Source organism: Microcoleus sp. F10-B2 (genome assembly GCF_036704965.1).
Taxonomy (GTDB): domain Bacteria; phylum Cyanobacteriota; class Cyanobacteriia; order Cyanobacteriales; family Microcoleaceae; genus Microcoleus.
The window spans coordinates 19,251-36,438 of record NZ_JAUBTB010000053.1; the positions used below are offsets into that span (position 1 = coordinate 19,251).

Here is a 17,188-nt window from a genome sequence, read left to right on the forward strand (position 1 = left end):
CTCCCATTGCCCTATGCCTTATTTTATCGGGATGAATTCAGAAGTAAGATATTTCTTAGAACAGAGATATTGCCTCCGTGTCAGGAATAGGCCGTCTTAAGCCAGATCTACAAAAACCTCTCTCGCTTCACAAGCCAAGAAGCCCGCCCCACCAGCGGGAGCGAGCGCGGGCCCTACAATAAAAGTTATCTCATGAGTGGAACTGTCATCCTGCGTGTTCTTAACAATTATGGTAGATATCAGTTAGAACTCATATGTTGCACCATTCTCAATAATTCTTTCAGGGCGGGCTAGAAGCCCACCCCACAAGAAATTCATCTGTTGTGGAACAGGCATCTTGCCTGTTCTTAAGAATGGTGCTAGATATCCGTTAGAACGGATTTTCTGTAGAATCTTCTTGGAAAACGGTCTCTCGGGCGATCGATTGAATGGTTGACAGAGGTACTTCACAGAAATATTTCCGCCGGAATTGTTCTTCGGAGACTGCTGCTAGGAATTGCGCTGCAAAACGGGCGGCAATGGGGGAATTTGGCACTGAAAATTGAAGGGATTGGCTATCTAATAAGGGCTGGGGAATTCGATCGGGCGCGTCTTGCTGCTGTGCGGTTTCGGGTTGTCTGGTGATGTGGAAAGCTCGATCGCGATAATTGATTTTGAAACCGAGATATGTTAGGGTTTTGAACCCCAGTTGCAGGGATGTGTCGCTGATGCCGAGTTTTTGGCGGAGTTGCTGTCTGGTGACGGGTTTTTTGGTGCGGCTGAGGTATTTGGCGATGCCGATTAGCTGTTGGCAGATTTGCTGTGGGGGCACGAGTGGAGGTAATGTGTAGGCGATCGCGAGTTTTTTCTGAGTGTGCTGTGCTTGCCGAAACCAGATCCGCAGTTCGTCCCAGCTTGCGGGGCATTCTTTGAGGACGATCGAGTTTTGTCGATCGACCATTTCGGAATTGTAAACTAGATTGTCGATCGGCATTTGAGATTCTAAGTTTGTGCTAGCGCCTAATAACTCTTCATCATTATTTCTATTGCGCCAGTCTACAATCCAATCTATTTGAGTCTGGGAATTTATTTGGTTGTCTTCCGTGCGTTCTTGCACTGATACGAGGCGCACTTCATAGCGCGATTTGTAAGTATTAAAATCGAGTTCAACGGTGACATCGCAGCGGCCTTGGGGAGCTTCGTTTTGATTGTGTCCCCACCAAATGCCGGGAAATCCCATATCGGTAGATTCATCCCTAATTGTAAATTCTGTTTTAAGATATTCTACTTTTTGCCCTTTCAAATCCTTGATTTTTTGATTCCACAGATTTTCAAACCAGCAGTTTTCAATCAGCAATTTGGGTGCGGGGTTGCCCATACCGCAGGGTTCGAGCAATTTTAATTCTTGAAATAAGTCCTTGCCTAATTCGGAGACAGTAATTTTTAAGTCGGCTTGAACGGGCGCTGCTTTTAAACTATCGGTGCTGTATTGTTGTCGCAGTTGCTGATTTACCGCATCGGTAAATAGGGGGATATTTTCAACGGGGAGACTCAATCCGGCGGCGAAAGGATGACCGCCAAATCGGTGCAATAAATGCGCTTGCTCTTTGACTAATTGGTAAAGGTCGATTTGATTGGCGGAACGGGCGGAACCTCTGGCAATTTTGGATGGAGAAAGTGTTGGTAATTCTGAATCTAAGAAGGAGGTAAATTGCTTTTCCGGGGAATTTTCGTTAATTTCTTCGCTTCCTTCTGTGCTGAATAAAATCACGGGGCGACCGTATTCTTGGGCGATTTGTCCCGCTACTAATCCTAATACTCCTACGGGCCATTGCGGGTCGCTGAGGACAATGACGCTAGTAGTTGAAAGGTCGAGTTTGGCTAGTTTGTTGGCGGCATCTTTGGCAACATCTTTTTGTAAAGATTTACGTCTGGTGTTGGCAATTTCGGTTAAATTTGCTAGTTCTTCGCAGCGTTTTTTGTCGCGGCTGGTGAGGAGTTCTACGCAGAAGCTGGCGTCGCCTTGAATGCGGCTGACGGCGTTGATTCGGGGGCCGAGGCCGAAGGAAATGTCGGTTGGGCGATCGCCCGATCTCTTGCACAGTTCGAGCAATTTTGCAACTCCCGGGCGGGTGGGATTTGTGAGTTGTTTTTGCAGTTGTTCGATTCCGAGTTGTGCTAGGTAGCGGCTGTCTCCTGTGAGTTGGACTAAATCGGCAATTAAGCCGATCGCTACTAATTCTAATAAATCTGCGATCGGGCGCTGCGGAATATCCGGTAATGTGTCATATAATGCTTCAATTAATTTGTAAGCTACTCCCACTCCTGAAAGGTTAAATAGTTGGTGGTTTGGGGGGAAGTAGCGGGGATTGATAATGGCTGTAGCTGGCGGGCGATCGTCTGGTAATGTATGATGGTCGGTAATAATTGTATCGATATTTAAGCTAGTCGCATATTCGATTTCGGCGATGTTTGTACTTCCGGTATCACAGGTAATAATTAAGCTAATTCCCGATTTGGCTAAGGCATCTATTCCCGCGATATTGAGTCCATGAGATTCGGTTAAGCGGTTGGGAATGTAATAAGTTAGTTTGTCATTTTGAGCAAAAAATTCTCCCAGCCCGTCCCAAAGTACGGAGGTTGAGGTAATGCCGTCGGCGTCGAAGTCTCCCCAAATTGCGACTTTTTCGCCGCTGTTTCGTGCTTGCTGGATTCTTTCTATCGCCCAGGTCATTTCTAGTCCGAATTCAAAGGGACTTGCTGGTTGGTAAAGTTTGGGATTTAAAAAACCGGGTATTTGTTCTGGGTTGTGAATTCCTCTATACCACAGAAGTGCGGCGGCATAGTTTCCGGGGAGTTCTGGTGCATGGTTCCTGACAGCTTGGATCAGCCAAGCTGGGGGCTGGGATAGGGGTTGATTTGGCAAATTTTGAAGTAGTTCTGTCATAAGTTATTTCATTAATTCCTGTAGGGGCGGGTTCACCAACAATCTTTCATTCACATTCACAATATCTATAAACCCGCCCCCACCGGGCGACTAATAGTTGCATAGTACAAGATTTGAATTAAATAAATATTTCGTCAATTATAGCAAGATTTGGTAGCCAATCTGTGGGAGTTTCTGGGAGAATATCTGGTGAGGGAGTTTTTGTGTCTGTTGTGCGGTTGCAGCGAGTGGCAAATTGACAGGAATCGCAAAGATTGGAACTAATTTCTACTTGAGGTAAGAATTCGCCGCCTTCGGTATAGCGCTGTCGCCAGTCGGTTAGCTGCTGCAATAGGTGGGTTAAATCTTGTTTTGTGCGATCGTGTTCTGTTTGGTTGTAATAAAATGTGAGTTTTTGCGGCGGTTCTTCTCCTTGCAACTGTACGAACCAGTATGTCATGGAAACTTGTTCGGGGGAATAGTCGCTGGTTTCTACTAAGACGTATAAATAGAGGCGAGTTTGCCAACTTTCGGCTATCCATTTTGATTTTTGAGGGCGCGGATAGGTTTTCCAGTCGAGAATTTGGGCGGCGTTTGGTTCGGCTATTAACAAGTCATAGATAACGGTGAACAGGTAGTCTTGGAAAATTAGGGTGCGGGGGTGTTCGGCTTGGCGGAAAATTTGAGCGCTATTTTCTGAATTAGCGAAAAGTTCGGGTGCGGTGTTGATAAATGCTGCCACACAGCGTCCCAGTTCAGGGTCTTGTTGGATGATAAATTCAATGGGAAGTCCGAGTTCTCGCTGCTGCATTAATAGGTGAAAGTGGCTTCCCCATGTGAGTTTTTCTTTATGTTCTGGGGAGGCGGTGGTGGCGAGTAGTTCGAGGTAGCTGTGTTGGAATTTGCGGGGGCATTCTTCGAGGATTTTGAGTTGGGTTTGGGAGAGTCGGAGCATTTTTTTATGATTTTCTATTTTAGATTTGTTATGATTGTAAGGGGTATCGATATTTTTTTAACCGCAGATGTCGGCAGATGGACGGAGATAAACGCAGATAAATTAGGGCGATCGCGTTTTTGGAGGAGAGTGAGATCGCCCTTTTCTCCAAGTGCGATCGCTTATCCTTCACTCCAAGCACTTAAAAACTCGACTTGATTGTACATTTCCTCTGCGGATTTACTAGCTATAATTTTTAGCAAGCGACGCAATTGTTCCCCAACTGAATAATTCTGCTGTCCCAAAATTATCCCCATATGTTCTTCCCCTTGCGTGCTAAAATTAGTATGCAATCGATAAAAATCCCTAGTATTAAAGCTATATGTTACTCGATGATTTTCATAAGCCCAATACAAAATTTATTCATCGCTGCGAGACAGCATTCCTATTTCTGCAACAGAAATAACATCAACACCGCGCAGTCGTAGAGCATCAAGCAGAGCCGAATTCATCGCATCTTCGTCTAGCAGCAGTAGAATAATGCTCATGGATTTGTCTTGAGGTTTTTGTAATGTAACTCTGCTAACTGCTCGTAAGCTTCTTGTTCCTCAGCTAAATCTGTATCAATCTCTTCTCGATTAGCATGATAATACGTTAAAGCTGCATAAACTTGTGCGATCGATAAGTGAGTCATCAGCCTAGCAATTTCTTCCGCACTGTTACCCTGCTTGTACAAAACGGCGATGCGGCGGACAGAAGTACCAGTTTCAGCAATAATCGGACGGCCGCCTCGAAGGTTGCGATCGCGGATAATTAAAGTCCCGATGTCTACTACAGTTGTTGCCATACATTTTCTCAAGTCAGTTAACTTGATTATATAGATTTATTCTGAAAATGTGTAACTATTTATGCCTCTGACGGTTTTATTTAAGCGATAATTGCGTAAAGAATTGAGAAAAATTAAGAGCGATTCCCTGCGGTATAGCTACGCTTCACGCACTTTTGGCCAACTTCTCTACAACTTCCCAATTTGTTGAGCAAACCACATCGCCGCCGTGCCATTTCCCTCACCCAAAAGTTTTAAAGTCTCTGACAGTAAAGTAATTGGCAATCCTTCAAGGGCACCGGAAATTTCGCATTCCTGATATTTCCCGTTTTCCTGCAAGCGAAATGCCAAAACTCTCTCGCCCTTAATATCTACTACCCAATACTCAGGAATTCCCAAAGCAGCATACAACCGCTTTTTTTCATCTAAATCGCTGGCCAAAGTAGTATCTGAAGTTTCTATCACTAAATCGGGAATTCGCGATTTATTTAGATTAAGTCGGCGCGGTTCCCCTTTTTGCCACTGGATGAACTCTCCGCCGACATATAAAATGCGATCGGGCGCACCTCCTCCCACCTTTGGCTTCTCAATTACACATCCACCCAAATCATCGAAAGCTTGTCCTCCTTTGCTGACAAACCAGGCGTAAAATACCAGCGTCAAGAGGTTGTTAAATCTGGCGTGCTGAGGCCCTTCATTACCCATGTCTATCCAAAGATATCCTTCATAAAAAAATATTCTGGCTTCCTCCAAAGACGGATCTTCGCAAGCAGCTACATAATCTTCCCATGTCGCGGCTTGCCATTGGGGAATTTCGCCCACTTGAGACACGATGAATTTGGCAGTTGTAGAAGTCATGATTTAAAAGCAAATTGAGGATATTTTTATCCTAACTTAAGTCGCTATTTATAGCCGAAGGAAGAAGGAAGGCACTACACGGATGAGGAGACGGATACACGGATGAATTATCGAGTCTGAGTCATTCTTAAAAAGGAAGCAGGAAAATACAAGAAAGATCGACTTGCAGTCAGACGAAGGGGCGGGCACGGGGGCACCGCCCCTACAAATGGCGATCGCAATCCTTGTGCTTATCGCATTGCTGTGGGCGCCGCCATTGGTACTTCTAAGTCTGGTTGCAAGTCAAAGACTACGACAAGCGTTGCTTGAGGCATGAGTTGACGCAGACATAGCAAGTGCCCGTCAGCATCCGATCGACTGCGAAATCGCCCCACAATCGCCCGCTGCATACTGGGCATGAGTTTGGCGATCGCCCAAGGGTAAAGGCGTTTTTGGTACGCGATCGCCCGAGGATTCGCAGCGAATCCCTGTTGATAACCGTTTTGTGGCATAATCGTGTTGTATTCGTAAGGAGTACAGAAAAGGGCGTTGGTAAGTTTCTTGGCGGGAATGTACTAACGCCTCTACTACTATGATTAAACATCAAACAAGTCGCGTCCGTCAACTATTAACGGTAAAACTTAACGTTTTGTCCCTCAAAAGGTTCGGTCAGCTATGGATCTGAGAGCCTTAAGAGAACGTGCGGGGCTGAAAATTATAGACGTAGCACATATACTAGAATGTGCGGAATCTTCAATTCGCAACTGGGAAAAGGGTCGAACATTGCCAAAAATGGAAGTTTGGCAAGTATTCCGAATGCGGGACTTGTATCGATGTACCGAAGCGGAGTTAGTGCTAGCTGTCAGAAAGTCAATGCCGACGGAAAAAAAAGAACAGGAAAAACCGATTGAGTAACAATACTTGTGAAGTCTTAAACTGTTTGCAAAAGTAATAGATTTTTATTTTTTAACCGCAGATGAACGCGGATAAAAAAAAGATAAATTGAGTATGAGTTAAGGGGCGAGCGCACTTAATCACACATAAAAAAATCACTCTTTTGTCAAGACAAAAACACTGTCTTTATTCCCCCGTCCAATCCGCAAATCGCTATCCAAATAAGTGATATCGAGCCATCCCTGTTGTTCGCGAGTATCCAGCCCGAAATCTACAGCAGCGAACTTTTTCCCCGACTCTATCTCATTGATAAACTTGACTGGAGATTCATAGTCAATCAATCGGCGCAATCCCAAAATAGAGCGTTCAAATTTTATCTGCACTCGACGTTCCGAAGTCGCCTCAAATCTCGCCGCCACGCTGACAATTCCTTCTAAGTAAGGCAAGCCGTAAAGTTCGGCAATGTTGTAAACTTTAGATTCTTGGACGCGGATAGATTGATAAATTTGACCCAATTTCACCAAGGGAAAAGCGTCAAGATTCAGCAGTTCGCGGCTGGTAGTGTACAATAACCGCCAATCACCATTTAAAAGCTCTGCGGCTTCCACAGGGCGTGGTGTGGGGTTGTAATCTTCCAATTGAGCGATCACGCTTAAAATCGCTTGTTTGTCGCTAGCCGTCGCCAGCAAACCGCGATTTTTACCAGCAATTATCTCTAAGAGTTCAGATTTTTTAAGCATAATTTTTTAGGAACAGGGATGAATCAGGAAAAATGTTTCTTGATGGCGCCTTCAATATTTATAAATTACGCGATCGGTCGTTTTTAGCGCGCTGATTATTGGGTTGGTCTGTGCGCAGCGCGCCGCCTACATTGATTAATGGCTAATCACTAAGATACCAAATTTCAGCAAATAAAGCAGAGTCCGATACAGGTGGGCTAATTCTTGCTCGTTTTTAACGTAGCGTCTGATAACTTCCCCCACGCTGACAGCACCTTCTTGCTTAATTGCATCCAATATCTGCATCTGAATGTTAACAGAGATTCTTCTGTCTTGACCGAAGCTGGTAAACCAAATTGTCTGTATCTGCTGTAAAATTTCTGGTGTGGCGATCGCACCCAGACTCAGTGTCATCTCCTTGCTTAAAGTTCTACTCGCATAATGACCCAATACCCGAAACGGATCGTCGCCCAACGGATAAGGCGGCTTCCCGGCTTTTAAAGGTGCAGACTCGGATGCCGAAACGCGAATTTCTGCTAATTCCCGCCACAACTGTTCGTAAGCAGCAATTACTACTTTCCAATCATAAATTTCTTTTGCCCTTTGTCGGGCATTTTCGCCCATCCGCTTTCTCAATTCGGGGTTTTCAATTAATTCACACAAAGCGCGGGTGCAAGCATCAATGTCAACTGCTGTGGCGAGGGAAGTGTGACCCATGTAAGTCGGCCAATTTAAGCTGCCGTCGAGATAATTTAGGGCTAAATCCAAACAAGATTCTGGGGGCGGGATCAGTGTGGGAATGCGGAAGCCGTCTATTTCGTGGCGTACAGATTCTTTGTATCCGTTCCAATCGGAGACTATGGCCGGCAGTCCGTTCGCCATGGCTTCTACGGGTGTCAGTCCGAAGGATTCTTGAATGTTGTCGGACAGCGAAATGAAAATGTCGGCGGCCGACCAAATATTTATTCTAATTTCGGGCTGTCTCCCATCTAAAAAAATAGCATTCACGGAGGGACAAAATATGTGCGCGCTATTTTTAAAGTCGGGTTCTTCTCTCGGATCTTCGATCCAACCGGCTTGAATTAAGTGGATTTTGGCTTTTGTCTGTTGTGCGGCGGCCTCTAGGGCGATGTACATCGGTACTGGATGACCTTTGGCAGAAAAAGTCAATCGACCGACAAATAACACAACTATATCGCCGGGAGAAATGCCGAGTTCTTGCCGCAGTTGGCGGCGACTGTTAACTGCTTCCACACCCTGCGGAAACGCGCTGCAATCCACTCCTAGGGGAATAATCGGCAATTTGACCAAAATTTCCGGTTGACCGCCGTTGCGCTGCGCTAAATACTCTGACCACTCCCTCAGAACTCCTTCTACTGCTGTTTTCACGGCGGCAGAGGTACAGATCAGGGCGTCCCAAGGCTGCATGGGTGCGGCGATCAAATCGCCGATCGCCTCCATGACGTATTTTGTACCGATCGTGTGAGTAACGCCGCAAACGCTGTAGGCCCGCTGATCGACAAATCTGCGCGCCCAAACTATCTGCGAGAGGGCCGGATCTGGCCGGTAAATTGTGCCCGGTTGAGATAGCAAATCCGGTCGTTCCGTCGGAATCCAGCGGACTTTCCGAGGTTTTTGCAGCCAAGGTTGGATGTGCGAACAAAACTCCTTAAAGGTTGTTTCGCTATCGGCGCAACAATACAGAGAGTCAGCGGTTCCGTGTTGGACTAAGCTTTTGAGAAATCCTTCTCCGGCTGAATGACGCCCCAGAAGTTTTTGCCCTCCGGTGTGGTATCCCTCTTTGTTGTATAAAACCGCTGCCGTTGTATCCATTCTGAGATTTATTGCGCAAGAGTTGACTGAAGAAGCCAGAGGGCTTTCTGGGCAAGGCTTTGAGCCAAAAATAGGATGCTGTTGCCAATCAACTGGTTGCCGTTAGCGAGGCTTGCAGAAAACGATCGCCGCGTGTCGCGACATCTTAAAGACGATCGTCTCAGATTACAATATTTACGGCTAAAAAAGGATTGGCAAGAGCGGATTTTAGTGTTATTCTGAGGCCCATGCTTGGGGGCGATCGCCTTTTCGGTCTCCCATCTTATCCCATCCGGAACCAAACGGAGCTTGTGGTATAATGCTTTAGCCTTGCTAAATGCCCGATTTGCAAGTGCTTCATCAAAGGAACAGTCCGTCGGCAAAACGTTACCTCTACTCGATCGCGTCTTTGTCTTTAAAAACCGAGAATCATGTACAACCCATCTCTGCGTCAAATACCTCGCCACTTGCCTGCGGATGTAATTCCATTAAAGCAGCAATCTTCTCTTTTAGACTGGTTAGAATCTAACAATCGCCTGTTAGCAAGGGATGTCCAAGAACCAGACTATCTACACGAAGAAGAAATTTCTGAACTGATGGCAGTTGACGACAGTCCTTACGATGATTTAGAAGAGGAAGTAGAAGAGGATGTGAGTGTAGGCGAAGAATAAGTGGTACAAGGGTGAAGGAATCAACCGGAAACAGGGAAGAAAAACAAAGAGATTTCTCAATCTCCTGTATCGCACCCTATTCCCAAATTGTCAGTTGCTTATTCTCAAATAGTGTGTGGTGAGGAGTGTTATGGATAACTTTGTGGATGAGAAAATCCCTTTTAGTATGCCTTTCAAACTTACAGGCAGGAATTTATTGCTGCTTCTGGGTTTGGGGCTCGGCATTGTAGCGATCGGTTTAGATTTAGCAGCGGGTAGATTTTTGAATTTACCTGCATCGCTATTTATGCCGCTAATTGTTTGTGCTTTAGTTGCGTCGGGGTTGGGCTATGCAGTTGTACCCGTACTCCAGCAACTAAAAGCAGGACAAATAATTCGCGAAGACGGCCCCCAAGCCCATTTGAAAAAAGCGGGAACGCCGACAATGGGAGGCATCTTTTTTGTACCTGCAGGGGTCGCAGTCGCTTTACTTTGGTCTAAGTTTAACTCAGATGTTGTTGCCGTATCGGCTTTAACTTTAGCTTACGGTTTCATTGGCTGGCTCGACGACTGGCAAATTCTGCGACGCAAGTCGAACAAAGGTATTTCTCCTAGGATGAAATTGGCTTTGCAAATAAGTTTTGCTGGTCTATTTTGTCTGTGGCTGATGTTTCATAAACCTGCTATTTCTACGAATGTTGCTTTGCCTTTCGGTTGGGTATTGCCCTTAGGTTTGCTGTTCTGGCCGCTGGCTGGTTTTGTGCTAGTTGCCGAAAGCAATGCTACTAATCTTACCGATGGTGTTGACGGATTGATGGGCGGTTTGGGCGCGATCGCACTTTTGGGATTGGGCGCATCTGTAGCCTCAACTTCGCCAGAATTAATGATATTTTGCGCCTGCACCAGTGGCAGTTGTCTCGGTTTCTTAGCACACAACCGCAACCCAGCCAACGTGTTTATGGGCGATACAGGTGCTTTAGCTTTGGGCGGTGCCTTGGGTGCGGTAGCTTTATTAACAAATAGCCTTTGGATATTATTAATTATCAGCGGGATTTTCTTTGTAGAAACGCTGTCAGTAATTGCTCAAGTAGGTTATTACAAAGCTACAAAAGGGCCGGATGGAATCGGCAAGCGTCTGTTAAGAATGGCTCCGCTGCACCATCATTTAGAGTTGTGCGGCTGGTTGGAAACTCAGGTTGTTGGCATTTTTTATATAACTAACGGGGTGTTAGTGTTAATGATTCTGATGTTGACTAGCAACAGTTAACAGCGGATTGGGTGACGGATTGCACAGGGGATGTAAGAGATATTTTCTACTATTTCAAAGAAACAGGCAAGATGCCTGTTCCACAACTGCATTCAGTTCTTGTGGAACAGGCATCTTGCCTGTTTAACGCTCCGAATTGATAATTTTGAGAATTGATATCCCAGTAAATGCAATGGAACTTAATAACGCTTTTTAATTATTTGAAGAACCTCGAAGACGCTTATAGCGCGAAGAAAAAACTACATTTGTTTATTTATCTTCCTTCGCGTCCCAGGGTAAACGCATCTAATTTCTAAATTTCCCTATTTAGCGTTGTTAAGGTTTTCTCAACACTAAATGTAGAACCGCTGTTGTCAAGAAGGAACAATAAAGGCGAGTTATTGTGCTAAAACCCCTGCTTATTGACAAGATGCGTTTACCCTGTCGCGTCCTTAGCGCCTTCGCGTTTCGTTTAATCTGACTCAATATTAGTTATGCTATCGTTGACGGTTGTTTTTGAATGATTAAAATGTTTTTACCGGAAGTTTCGGTAGTAGTGCCCATTTACAACGGCGAGGCAGATTTGCCGGATTTAATTGAGTGCCTGCGATCGCAAACTTATCCGCCACACAGAGTAGAATATCTCATAGTAGACAACAACAGCCGCGATCGCACTTCAACCATCCTCCAAACATTCTCAGATTCGGGCCGGGAAAGAGATATCAACATTCGCCACCTCACCGAAAACCAGATTCAAAGTTCTTACGCCGCCCGCAATCAAGGAATTCGCGCCTCAACAGGCGAAATCATTGCATTTGCCGATGCAGACTGTCGCCCGGAATCTGACTGGCTGGAAAATTTAGTTAAGCCATTTGTTGACTTAGAAATAGGAATTACCTGCGGGGAAATACTCGCATTGCCCGGTAAAACTCTTTTAGAACAACACAGCGCCCGCGAAAATACTTTATCTCAAAAACATACTCTCGCTCACCCTTTTTGTCCCTACGGTCAAACAGCCAATTTAGCTGTACGCAGGCTAGTTTTACAGCAAATAGGATTATTTCGCCCTTACCTCACCAGCGGCGGCGATGCTGACTTGTGTTGGCGGATTTTGCGGCAAACATCCTATAAATTACATTTTGCCCAAAATGCGATCGTCCGACACCGCCACCGTTCTACAATAAAACAGTTACAAAGTCAATGGTATCGGTACGGCGAATCTAATAAATACTTGCACGAACTCCACGGTGTCGATTTGATGCGAGAATTGACGGCACCGGAATATTTTTATCGGCTGGCTAGATGGCTGTTAAAAGAATTGCCTGTGGCTGCTGCCAAAAGTGCGTTAGCCCGAGCCGAGCTGGTAGACTTGTTCAATACGCCGATCGGTCTTTTGAGTGTTAGGGCAAGGGCGATGGGACAGCGCCAAGCCAAACTTCCAGAATCAGCTTGGGACATTGAGCGATTTTAATATTTTAGACCGTAAGCCTTTCACGGGCAGGCAGGATGCCCACCCCACAAAAAAATTGAACTATGAGTGGAACAGGCATCTTGCCTGTTCCTCCAAATGGTGTACCCCACAAAAAAATTGAACTGTTGTGGCACAGGCCCGAAAGCCTGTTCCTCAAAATAGTGCAAGATGTGCGATCGAATCAATGATTCTTTTGTATACAATCCCCGCGTCTAAATACCTATAAGTGCAGTTTATTGGTGCATATAGATATGCTGAATTAGAAATCTGAAAAATTAACGTAATCCTTAATATAAAATTAATAAGTCGATTCAGAAGCGCTCGGTTTGACGACGGGAACGAACTCAGAGGCAAACCCCCGAATTTTCTTTACTTCTGCCTTTGGGCTTTCCACTGCTGTCGTCAGCGCATCGGAATTATTCTCAGATTTTTAAATCTTTGTAACCTTTACAGGTAATGCCAATGGCTCAAATCTTACTCCAGACAGTTTGGTTTATACCTTGCTATCCACTCATCGGCGGAGTTCTGTCAATGCTGTGGTTTCCGGCAGTTACCCGCCGCACCGGGCCCAGACCGTCCGGTTACGTGAACGCCATATTAACCTTGTTCGCTTTCGTACACGGCGTCATCGCCCTGACAGCTATCTGGAACCAACCGGCGCAACACGAGTTGATTCCCTGGCTGAATGTAGCAGGTTTAGACTTAACCATTCCCCTTGAAATCTCTGCTGTCACAGTCGGGGCGACTGTTTTGATTACCGGACTGAACTTGCTGGCGCAGATTTATGCTTTCGGTTACATGGAAATGGACTGGGGCTGGGCTAGGTTATTTTCCCTGATGGGGCTATTTGAAGCGGGGATGTGCGGCTTGGTGTTGTGCAATTCCCTGTTCTTCAGCTACATAATTTTGGAAATCCTGACTCTGGGAACTTACCTGCTAGTCGGGCTGTGGTTCAATCAGTCTTTGGTGGTGACAGGAGCTCGCGACGCTTTCTTAACCAAGCGGGTGGGTGACTTATTCCTGCTGATGGGAGTAGTCGCAATTCTGCCGCTGGCTGGAACTTGGAATTTTGACGAGTTGGCTGTGTGGGCCCAGACTGCAAAGCTTGACCCCACTGTAGCGACGCTGTTGACTTTAGCTTTGATTGCCGGCCCGATGGGTAAGTGCGCTCAGTTTCCCTTGCACCTGTGGCTGGATGAGGCGATGGAAGGCCCGCTGCCGGCGACGATTTTGCGGAACACCGTAGTTGTCGAAACTGGTGCTTGGATATTGATTAAGTTGCAGCCAGTGATTGCTTTGTCGCCGATTGGGGTGACGGCAACTATTGCTGTGGGTGCTGCGACGGCGGTGGGTGCTTCATTAATTGCGATCGCCCAAATTGACATCAAGCGCACGCTTTCCTATATAGTCAGCTCTTACATGGGCTTAGTATTTATCGCCGTCGGCACCGGACAAGCCCAGACAGCCCTGACATTAATATTTGCCTACAGCTTGGCAATGGGTTTGCTGGTGATGAGCATCGGTTCGGTAGTTTGGAACAGCATCACTCAGGATGTCAGATCTCTCGGCGGTTTGTGGGGAAAGCGGCCGATATCGGCCATATCGTTTATTGTCGGTAGCGCTGGATTGGTGGGACTGCCGCCCTTCGGCTGTTTCTGGGCTTTAGAAAAATTAGCATCCGGGCTTTCGGAAGCTAAGCCTTTGCTGTTTGGAATAGTTTTGTTTGTAAACGCCGTCACTGCTTTTGGGTTGGTGCGCGTCTTCGGTTTAGTTTTTGGCGGCAAACCAAAGCAAATGACCGAACGCTCGCCGGAAGTTCAGTGGCCTTTTATCTTGCCGATGACTGTTTTAATGGGCTTTACTTTGCACGTTCCGCACTTGCTGGCGGCGTGGCAGTTATTGCCTGGGACGAGTTTGAATTATACCGCCAGTGGACTGCTCGTTGTGTCAACGGCGATCGGCATCGGTGCCGGAGCGTTTGTTTACCTGAACGAGAAATGGGAAAAACCAGTGCGCATCGGTTCTCAAGCCCTGCAAGACTTTTTTGCCTACGACTTTTACACCGCCCAACTTTACCGGGTGACAGTGGTATTTGCCGTCGGTTTAGTTGCTCAAGTCATCTCTTGGGTCGATCGCAATATTGTTGACGGATTCGCGAACTTAATCGGTTTTGCAACCATTTTCGGCGGGCAGAGCCTCAAATACAACGTTAACGGTCAAACTCAGTTTTACGCCCTGACAATTCTGTTCGGAGTTGCACTTTTGGGACTGCTGGTAAGCTGGCCTTTGCTAGCTCGCCTGTCGCTGATTATCGGTGGGTAAATAGAGTTAATATTTAAGATTTTAGGTGACATTTTTAATCTAAAATCTTTTAATGATTAATTCTCGAACGAAGATTTCAAAGTTTCTCAAACAAGGCAAAATCAATGAACCAAAAGCATAGACAATTCAATCTTTCCCGCCGCAATTCTCTCAAATTTGTCGCCGGAGCCATTGGTACAGGAATACTTGCAGCACGAGCAGGCGCAGATTTGGCTGCACCCGAACCAGTAATTGCTCAAAATGACTTGACTCCCGATGCAGCTTTGAAACAGTTAATGGACGGAAACCAGCGGTTTGTTGACAAAAAACGCCAAAGTCCCCACCAAGACTTACCCCGCCTCCTCGAAGTTGCCATAGCTCAAAAACCCTTTGCTGCTATTCTAGGCTGTGCAGATTCCCGCTTTCCTTCCGAGATTATCTTCGATCAGGGATTGGGAGATTTATTTGTGTGTCGCGTGGCAGGAAATGTTACTACTCCAGAAGAAATTGGCAGCCTGGAATTTGGCACGCTGGTACTGGGAGCAAAAGTGCTTGTGGTAGTCGGGCATAAAAGGTGCGGTGCGGTAGACGCAACAATCAAAGGAGCTCAAGTTCCCGGTCAAATTGGCAGTTTGATCGAGGCAATCAAGCCTGCTGTAGAAAGCTCGAAAAACCAAACGGGCGACAGGCTAGAGAATGCCTCAAAAGCGAATGTTGTGCTGCAAGCTAACAGGTTGAAAGCATCTCCAGTTATCTCTAAGTTAATTGCGGAGAACAAACTGAAAGTTGTTGGTGCATACTACGATTTAGACACGGGGAGAGTCACTATTCTTTCTGATTCTTGATGTAACTTTGAATTGAGAGTTTGGGGAAATGTTAATATCTAAACTCTCAAAGTATCAAACACAATATCCTGCAAAATAGATTCTTTACTCTTCACTCTTGACACATTATGCTTAGTGCCTTGCTCTGGTTGCCCGCGTTGGGCGCTGCGGTAGTCGGGTTTTTGCCCGGAAACATCAATGGGATGCGTCTGCGTTCAATAGCCTCGGCTTTTGCTGCTGCTGTTTTCCTTTTGAATATTTGGCTGTTGACTCAATTCGATACAGCCAATTCGGGACTGCAATTTCAAGAATATTTGCCTTGGATTCCACAATTAGGTTTGAGCTACAACTTGGGGATTGACGGCTTGTCCTTACCGCTGCTGGTTTTAAGTGCTTTGCTGACGCTATTAGTCATTTACGGCACTGGCGAAGGGATGGCTCGACCCCAGCTTTACTATGCTTTGATTTTGCTGATCAATGCTGGTATTGCCGGAGCTTTGATGTCTCAAAATTTGCTGCTGTTTGTACTGTTTTACGAAGTAGAATTAATTCCTTTTTACCTGTTGATTGCGATTTGGGGCGGAAAGCAGCGAGAATACGCTGCCATGAAGTTTTTGATTTACACGGCTGTTTCGGGATTTTTAGTTTTAGCGGGATTTTTGGGTGTTGCTTGGTTGAGTGGCTCTTTAAATTTCGATTACACTGCGATTAACACTCAAGAATTGCCCTTGAGAACGCAATTGATCCTGCTAACAATTGTGCTAATTGGGTTGGGAATTAAAATTCCTTTAGTGCCGCTGCATACTTGGCTGCCTGATGCTTACGTCGAAGCTTCGCCAGCAACAGCAATTCTGCTGGGAGGGATTTTGGCGAAGTTGGGAACTTACGGTTTAGTGCGGTTCTGCTTGCAGTTGTTTCCCGAAACTTGGTCGATTGTAGCTCCCGGTTTGGCGATTATCGGGACTGTGAGCGTGATGTACGGGGCTTTGAGCGCGATCGCCCAAAAAGACATCAAGCGCATGGTAGCCTATAGTTCGATCGGACATATGGGTTACATTCTCGTTGCCTGCGCCGCGGGTACGAAACTCGCGTTAATCGGCGCTGTCGGGCAAATGGTAAGCCACGGCTTAATTTTAGCTTTGCTGTTTTATTTGGTAGGCATCATCGAAACCAAAGTTGGCACCCGGGATTTGGACGTGCTCAACGGTTTGATGAACCCGATGCGGGGTTTACCCACTGCCAGTTCCCTCTTAGTTTTGGGCGGCATGGCAAGCGCCGGAATTCCGGGTTTGGTGGGTTTTGTTGCCGAATTTTTAGTGTTTCAAGGCAGTTTCTCGATTTTTCCAATTCCCACTTTACTCTGCATTTTAGCTTCTGGTTTAACAGCAGTTTACTTTGTGATTCTGCTCAACCGCACCTGTTTTGGCAAATTGGATAATGCCACGGCTTACTACCCTCCAGTTACGTTTGCTGAAAATATGCCGGCGCTGGTTTTGGCGGCCATCATTTTTGTGCTGGGAATTCAACCTGCTTGGCTGCTCAAGTGGAGCGAATCTACTACAAATGCGATCGTTGCTACTCTGCCTGCGGATAGAAATACCCAAATAGCTATTACCTATCCCGTTGAACATTCGGCGATAAAAATTGCGTCTACAGAAACGATATCCGCCGACGCAGACTAGGAGAATCTACTCGCTATTAGGCAGAGCCTGGTAACACAGAGCCTCAGACTCTGCCTCCAATTTTCCGGTTCTGGCATGGATATCGGT

Annotated in this window: 16 protein-coding genes; 7 read left to right on the forward strand and 9 right to left on the reverse strand. The window is 46.1% G+C overall.

Annotation, left to right across the window (positions count from 1 at the left end; all coding sequences use genetic code 11):
* Positions 1 to 370: 370 nt before the first annotated feature.
* The 7 genes from QUA99_RS20325 to QUA99_RS20355 all read right to left on the reverse strand — a co-directional run bounded on the left by QUA99_RS20325 (position 371) and on the right by QUA99_RS20355 (position 6,014).
* Entirely contained in the window at positions 371 to 2,926 is a 2,556-nt protein-coding gene (locus QUA99_RS20325) for a DHH family phosphoesterase (protein ID WP_333240132.1), read from the reverse strand.
* A 118-nt stretch (positions 2,927 to 3,044) separates the two neighbouring features.
* Entirely contained in the window at positions 3,045 to 3,860 is an 816-nt protein-coding gene (locus tag QUA99_RS20330; protein WP_333240134.1) for a PD-(D/E)XK nuclease family protein, read from the reverse strand.
* 161 nt (positions 3,861 to 4,021) lie between these two features.
* Positions 4,022 to 4,156 (reverse strand): hypothetical protein, encoded by a 135-nt coding sequence (locus QUA99_RS20335; RefSeq protein WP_333240136.1) that lies wholly within the window; start codon positions 4,154 to 4,156, stop codon positions 4,022 to 4,024.
* A 102-nt stretch (positions 4,157 to 4,258) separates the two neighbouring features.
* The gene (locus tag QUA99_RS20340) at positions 4,259 to 4,387 is read right to left on the reverse strand and encodes a hypothetical protein (RefSeq protein ID WP_333240138.1); all 129 of its coding nucleotides are present in this window, start codon (positions 4,385 to 4,387) and stop codon (positions 4,259 to 4,261) included.
* Complete coding sequence (locus QUA99_RS20345; RefSeq protein ID WP_333240140.1) at positions 4,384 to 4,686, reverse strand: DUF433 domain-containing protein; 303 nt, start codon at positions 4,684 to 4,686, stop codon at positions 4,384 to 4,386. The genes QUA99_RS20340 and QUA99_RS20345 overlap by 4 nt, the downstream gene beginning before the upstream one ends.
* Before the next feature lie 168 nt (positions 4,687 to 4,854).
* On the reverse strand, positions 4,855 to 5,523 hold the full coding sequence (locus tag QUA99_RS20350; RefSeq protein WP_333240142.1) for a Uma2 family endonuclease: 669 nt from the start codon (positions 5,521 to 5,523) through the stop codon (positions 4,855 to 4,857).
* A 230-nt stretch (positions 5,524 to 5,753) separates the two neighbouring features.
* Positions 5,754 to 6,014: a hypothetical protein gene (locus QUA99_RS20355; RefSeq protein WP_333240145.1), complete on the reverse strand. Its 261-nt coding sequence runs from the start codon at positions 6,012 to 6,014 to the stop codon at positions 5,754 to 5,756.
* Positions 6,015 to 6,177: 163 nt separating this feature from the next.
* Here QUA99_RS20355 and QUA99_RS20360 point away from each other — a divergent pair, with 163 nt between their 5' ends.
* A complete protein-coding gene (locus QUA99_RS20360; protein WP_333240147.1) occupies positions 6,178 to 6,417 on the forward strand; it encodes a helix-turn-helix transcriptional regulator in 240 nt (79 codons plus the stop codon).
* 134 nt (positions 6,418 to 6,551) lie between these two features.
* Here the strand turns inward: QUA99_RS20360 and QUA99_RS20365 are convergent, their stop codons facing one another.
* The gene (locus QUA99_RS20365) at positions 6,552 to 7,136 is read right to left on the reverse strand and encodes a PAP/fibrillin family protein (RefSeq protein WP_333240149.1); all 585 of its coding nucleotides are present in this window, start codon (positions 7,134 to 7,136) and stop codon (positions 6,552 to 6,554) included.
* Between the two features lie 135 nt (positions 7,137 to 7,271).
* Positions 7,272 to 8,948, reverse strand: a complete 1,677-nt coding sequence (locus tag QUA99_RS20370; protein ID WP_333240151.1) for a glycosyltransferase family 4 protein — start codon at positions 8,946 to 8,948, stop codon at positions 7,272 to 7,274.
* A 410-nt stretch (positions 8,949 to 9,358) separates the two neighbouring features.
* On the opposite strand from QUA99_RS20370, the gene QUA99_RS20375 reads away from it, so the two are divergent.
* The 6 genes from QUA99_RS20375 (at position 9,359) to QUA99_RS20400 (ending at position 17,101) form a co-directional block, all read left to right on the forward strand.
* Positions 9,359 to 9,598: a DUF3134 domain-containing protein gene (locus tag QUA99_RS20375; RefSeq protein ID WP_006631296.1), complete on the forward strand. Its 240-nt coding sequence runs from the start codon at positions 9,359 to 9,361 to the stop codon at positions 9,596 to 9,598.
* Positions 9,599 to 9,728: 130 nt separating this feature from the next.
* On the forward strand, positions 9,729 to 10,844 hold the full coding sequence (mraY, locus tag QUA99_RS20380) for a phospho-N-acetylmuramoyl-pentapeptide-transferase (protein ID WP_333240153.1): 1,116 nt from the start codon (positions 9,729 to 9,731) through the stop codon (positions 10,842 to 10,844).
* Between the two features lie 499 nt (positions 10,845 to 11,343).
* Entirely contained in the window at positions 11,344 to 12,294 is a 951-nt protein-coding gene (locus QUA99_RS20385) for a glycosyltransferase (protein WP_333240154.1), read from the forward strand.
* Between the two features lie 462 nt (positions 12,295 to 12,756).
* Positions 12,757 to 14,616 carry an NAD(P)H-quinone oxidoreductase subunit F gene (locus tag QUA99_RS20390; protein ID WP_333240155.1) on the forward strand — a complete coding sequence of 620 codons (1,860 nt, stop codon included), beginning with the start codon at positions 12,757 to 12,759 and terminating at the stop codon, positions 14,614 to 14,616.
* 104 nt (positions 14,617 to 14,720) lie between these two features.
* Positions 14,721 to 15,440 carry a carbonic anhydrase gene (locus tag QUA99_RS20395; RefSeq protein ID WP_333240157.1) on the forward strand — a complete coding sequence of 240 codons (720 nt, stop codon included), beginning with the start codon at positions 14,721 to 14,723 and terminating at the stop codon, positions 15,438 to 15,440.
* 107 nt (positions 15,441 to 15,547) lie between these two features.
* The gene (locus QUA99_RS20400) at positions 15,548 to 17,101 is read left to right on the forward strand and encodes an NADH-quinone oxidoreductase subunit M (protein WP_333240159.1); all 1,554 of its coding nucleotides are present in this window, start codon (positions 15,548 to 15,550) and stop codon (positions 17,099 to 17,101) included.
* The last annotated feature ends 87 nt before the right edge of the window (positions 17,102 to 17,188 follow it).

What these genes read in the sequence shown, in the direction of transcription:
- QUA99_RS20340 (WP_333240138.1), bottom strand. Translation starts at nt 4,387, where the DNA reads ATGAGCATTATTCTACTGCTGCTAGACGAAGATGCGATGAATTCGGCT.
- QUA99_RS20370 (WP_333240151.1), bottom strand. Translation starts at nt 8,948, where the DNA reads ATGGATACAACGGCAGCGGTTTTATACAACAAAGAGGGATACCACACC.
- QUA99_RS20330 (WP_333240134.1), bottom strand. Translation starts at nt 3,860, where the DNA reads ATGCTCCGACTCTCCCAAACCCAACTCAAAATCCTCGAAGAATGCCCC.
- QUA99_RS20400 (WP_333240159.1), top strand. Translation starts at nt 15,548, where the DNA reads ATGCTTAGTGCCTTGCTCTGGTTGCCCGCGTTGGGCGCTGCGGTAGTC.
- QUA99_RS20365 (WP_333240149.1), bottom strand. Translation starts at nt 7,136, where the DNA reads ATGCTTAAAAAATCTGAACTCTTAGAGATAATTGCTGGTAAAAATCGC.
- QUA99_RS20360 (WP_333240147.1), top strand. Translation starts at nt 6,178, where the DNA reads ATGGATCTGAGAGCCTTAAGAGAACGTGCGGGGCTGAAAATTATAGAC.
- mraY (WP_333240153.1), top strand. Translation starts at nt 9,729, where the DNA reads ATGGATAACTTTGTGGATGAGAAAATCCCTTTTAGTATGCCTTTCAAA.
- QUA99_RS20350 (WP_333240142.1), bottom strand. Translation starts at nt 5,523, where the DNA reads ATGACTTCTACAACTGCCAAATTCATCGTGTCTCAAGTGGGCGAAATT.
- QUA99_RS20325 (WP_333240132.1), bottom strand. Translation starts at nt 2,926, where the DNA reads ATGACAGAACTACTTCAAAATTTGCCAAATCAACCCCTATCCCAGCCC.
- QUA99_RS20375 (WP_006631296.1), top strand. Translation starts at nt 9,359, where the DNA reads ATGTACAACCCATCTCTGCGTCAAATACCTCGCCACTTGCCTGCGGAT.
- QUA99_RS20355 (WP_333240145.1), bottom strand. Translation starts at nt 6,014, where the DNA reads ATGCCACAAAACGGTTATCAACAGGGATTCGCTGCGAATCCTCGGGCG.
- QUA99_RS20395 (WP_333240157.1), top strand. Translation starts at nt 14,721, where the DNA reads ATGAACCAAAAGCATAGACAATTCAATCTTTCCCGCCGCAATTCTCTC.
- QUA99_RS20385 (WP_333240154.1), top strand. Translation starts at nt 11,344, where the DNA reads ATGATTAAAATGTTTTTACCGGAAGTTTCGGTAGTAGTGCCCATTTAC.
- QUA99_RS20345 (WP_333240140.1), bottom strand. Translation starts at nt 4,686, where the DNA reads ATGGCAACAACTGTAGTAGACATCGGGACTTTAATTATCCGCGATCGC.
- QUA99_RS20335 (WP_333240136.1), bottom strand. Translation starts at nt 4,156, where the DNA reads ATGGGGATAATTTTGGGACAGCAGAATTATTCAGTTGGGGAACAATTG.
- QUA99_RS20390 (WP_333240155.1), top strand. Translation starts at nt 12,757, where the DNA reads ATGGCTCAAATCTTACTCCAGACAGTTTGGTTTATACCTTGCTATCCA.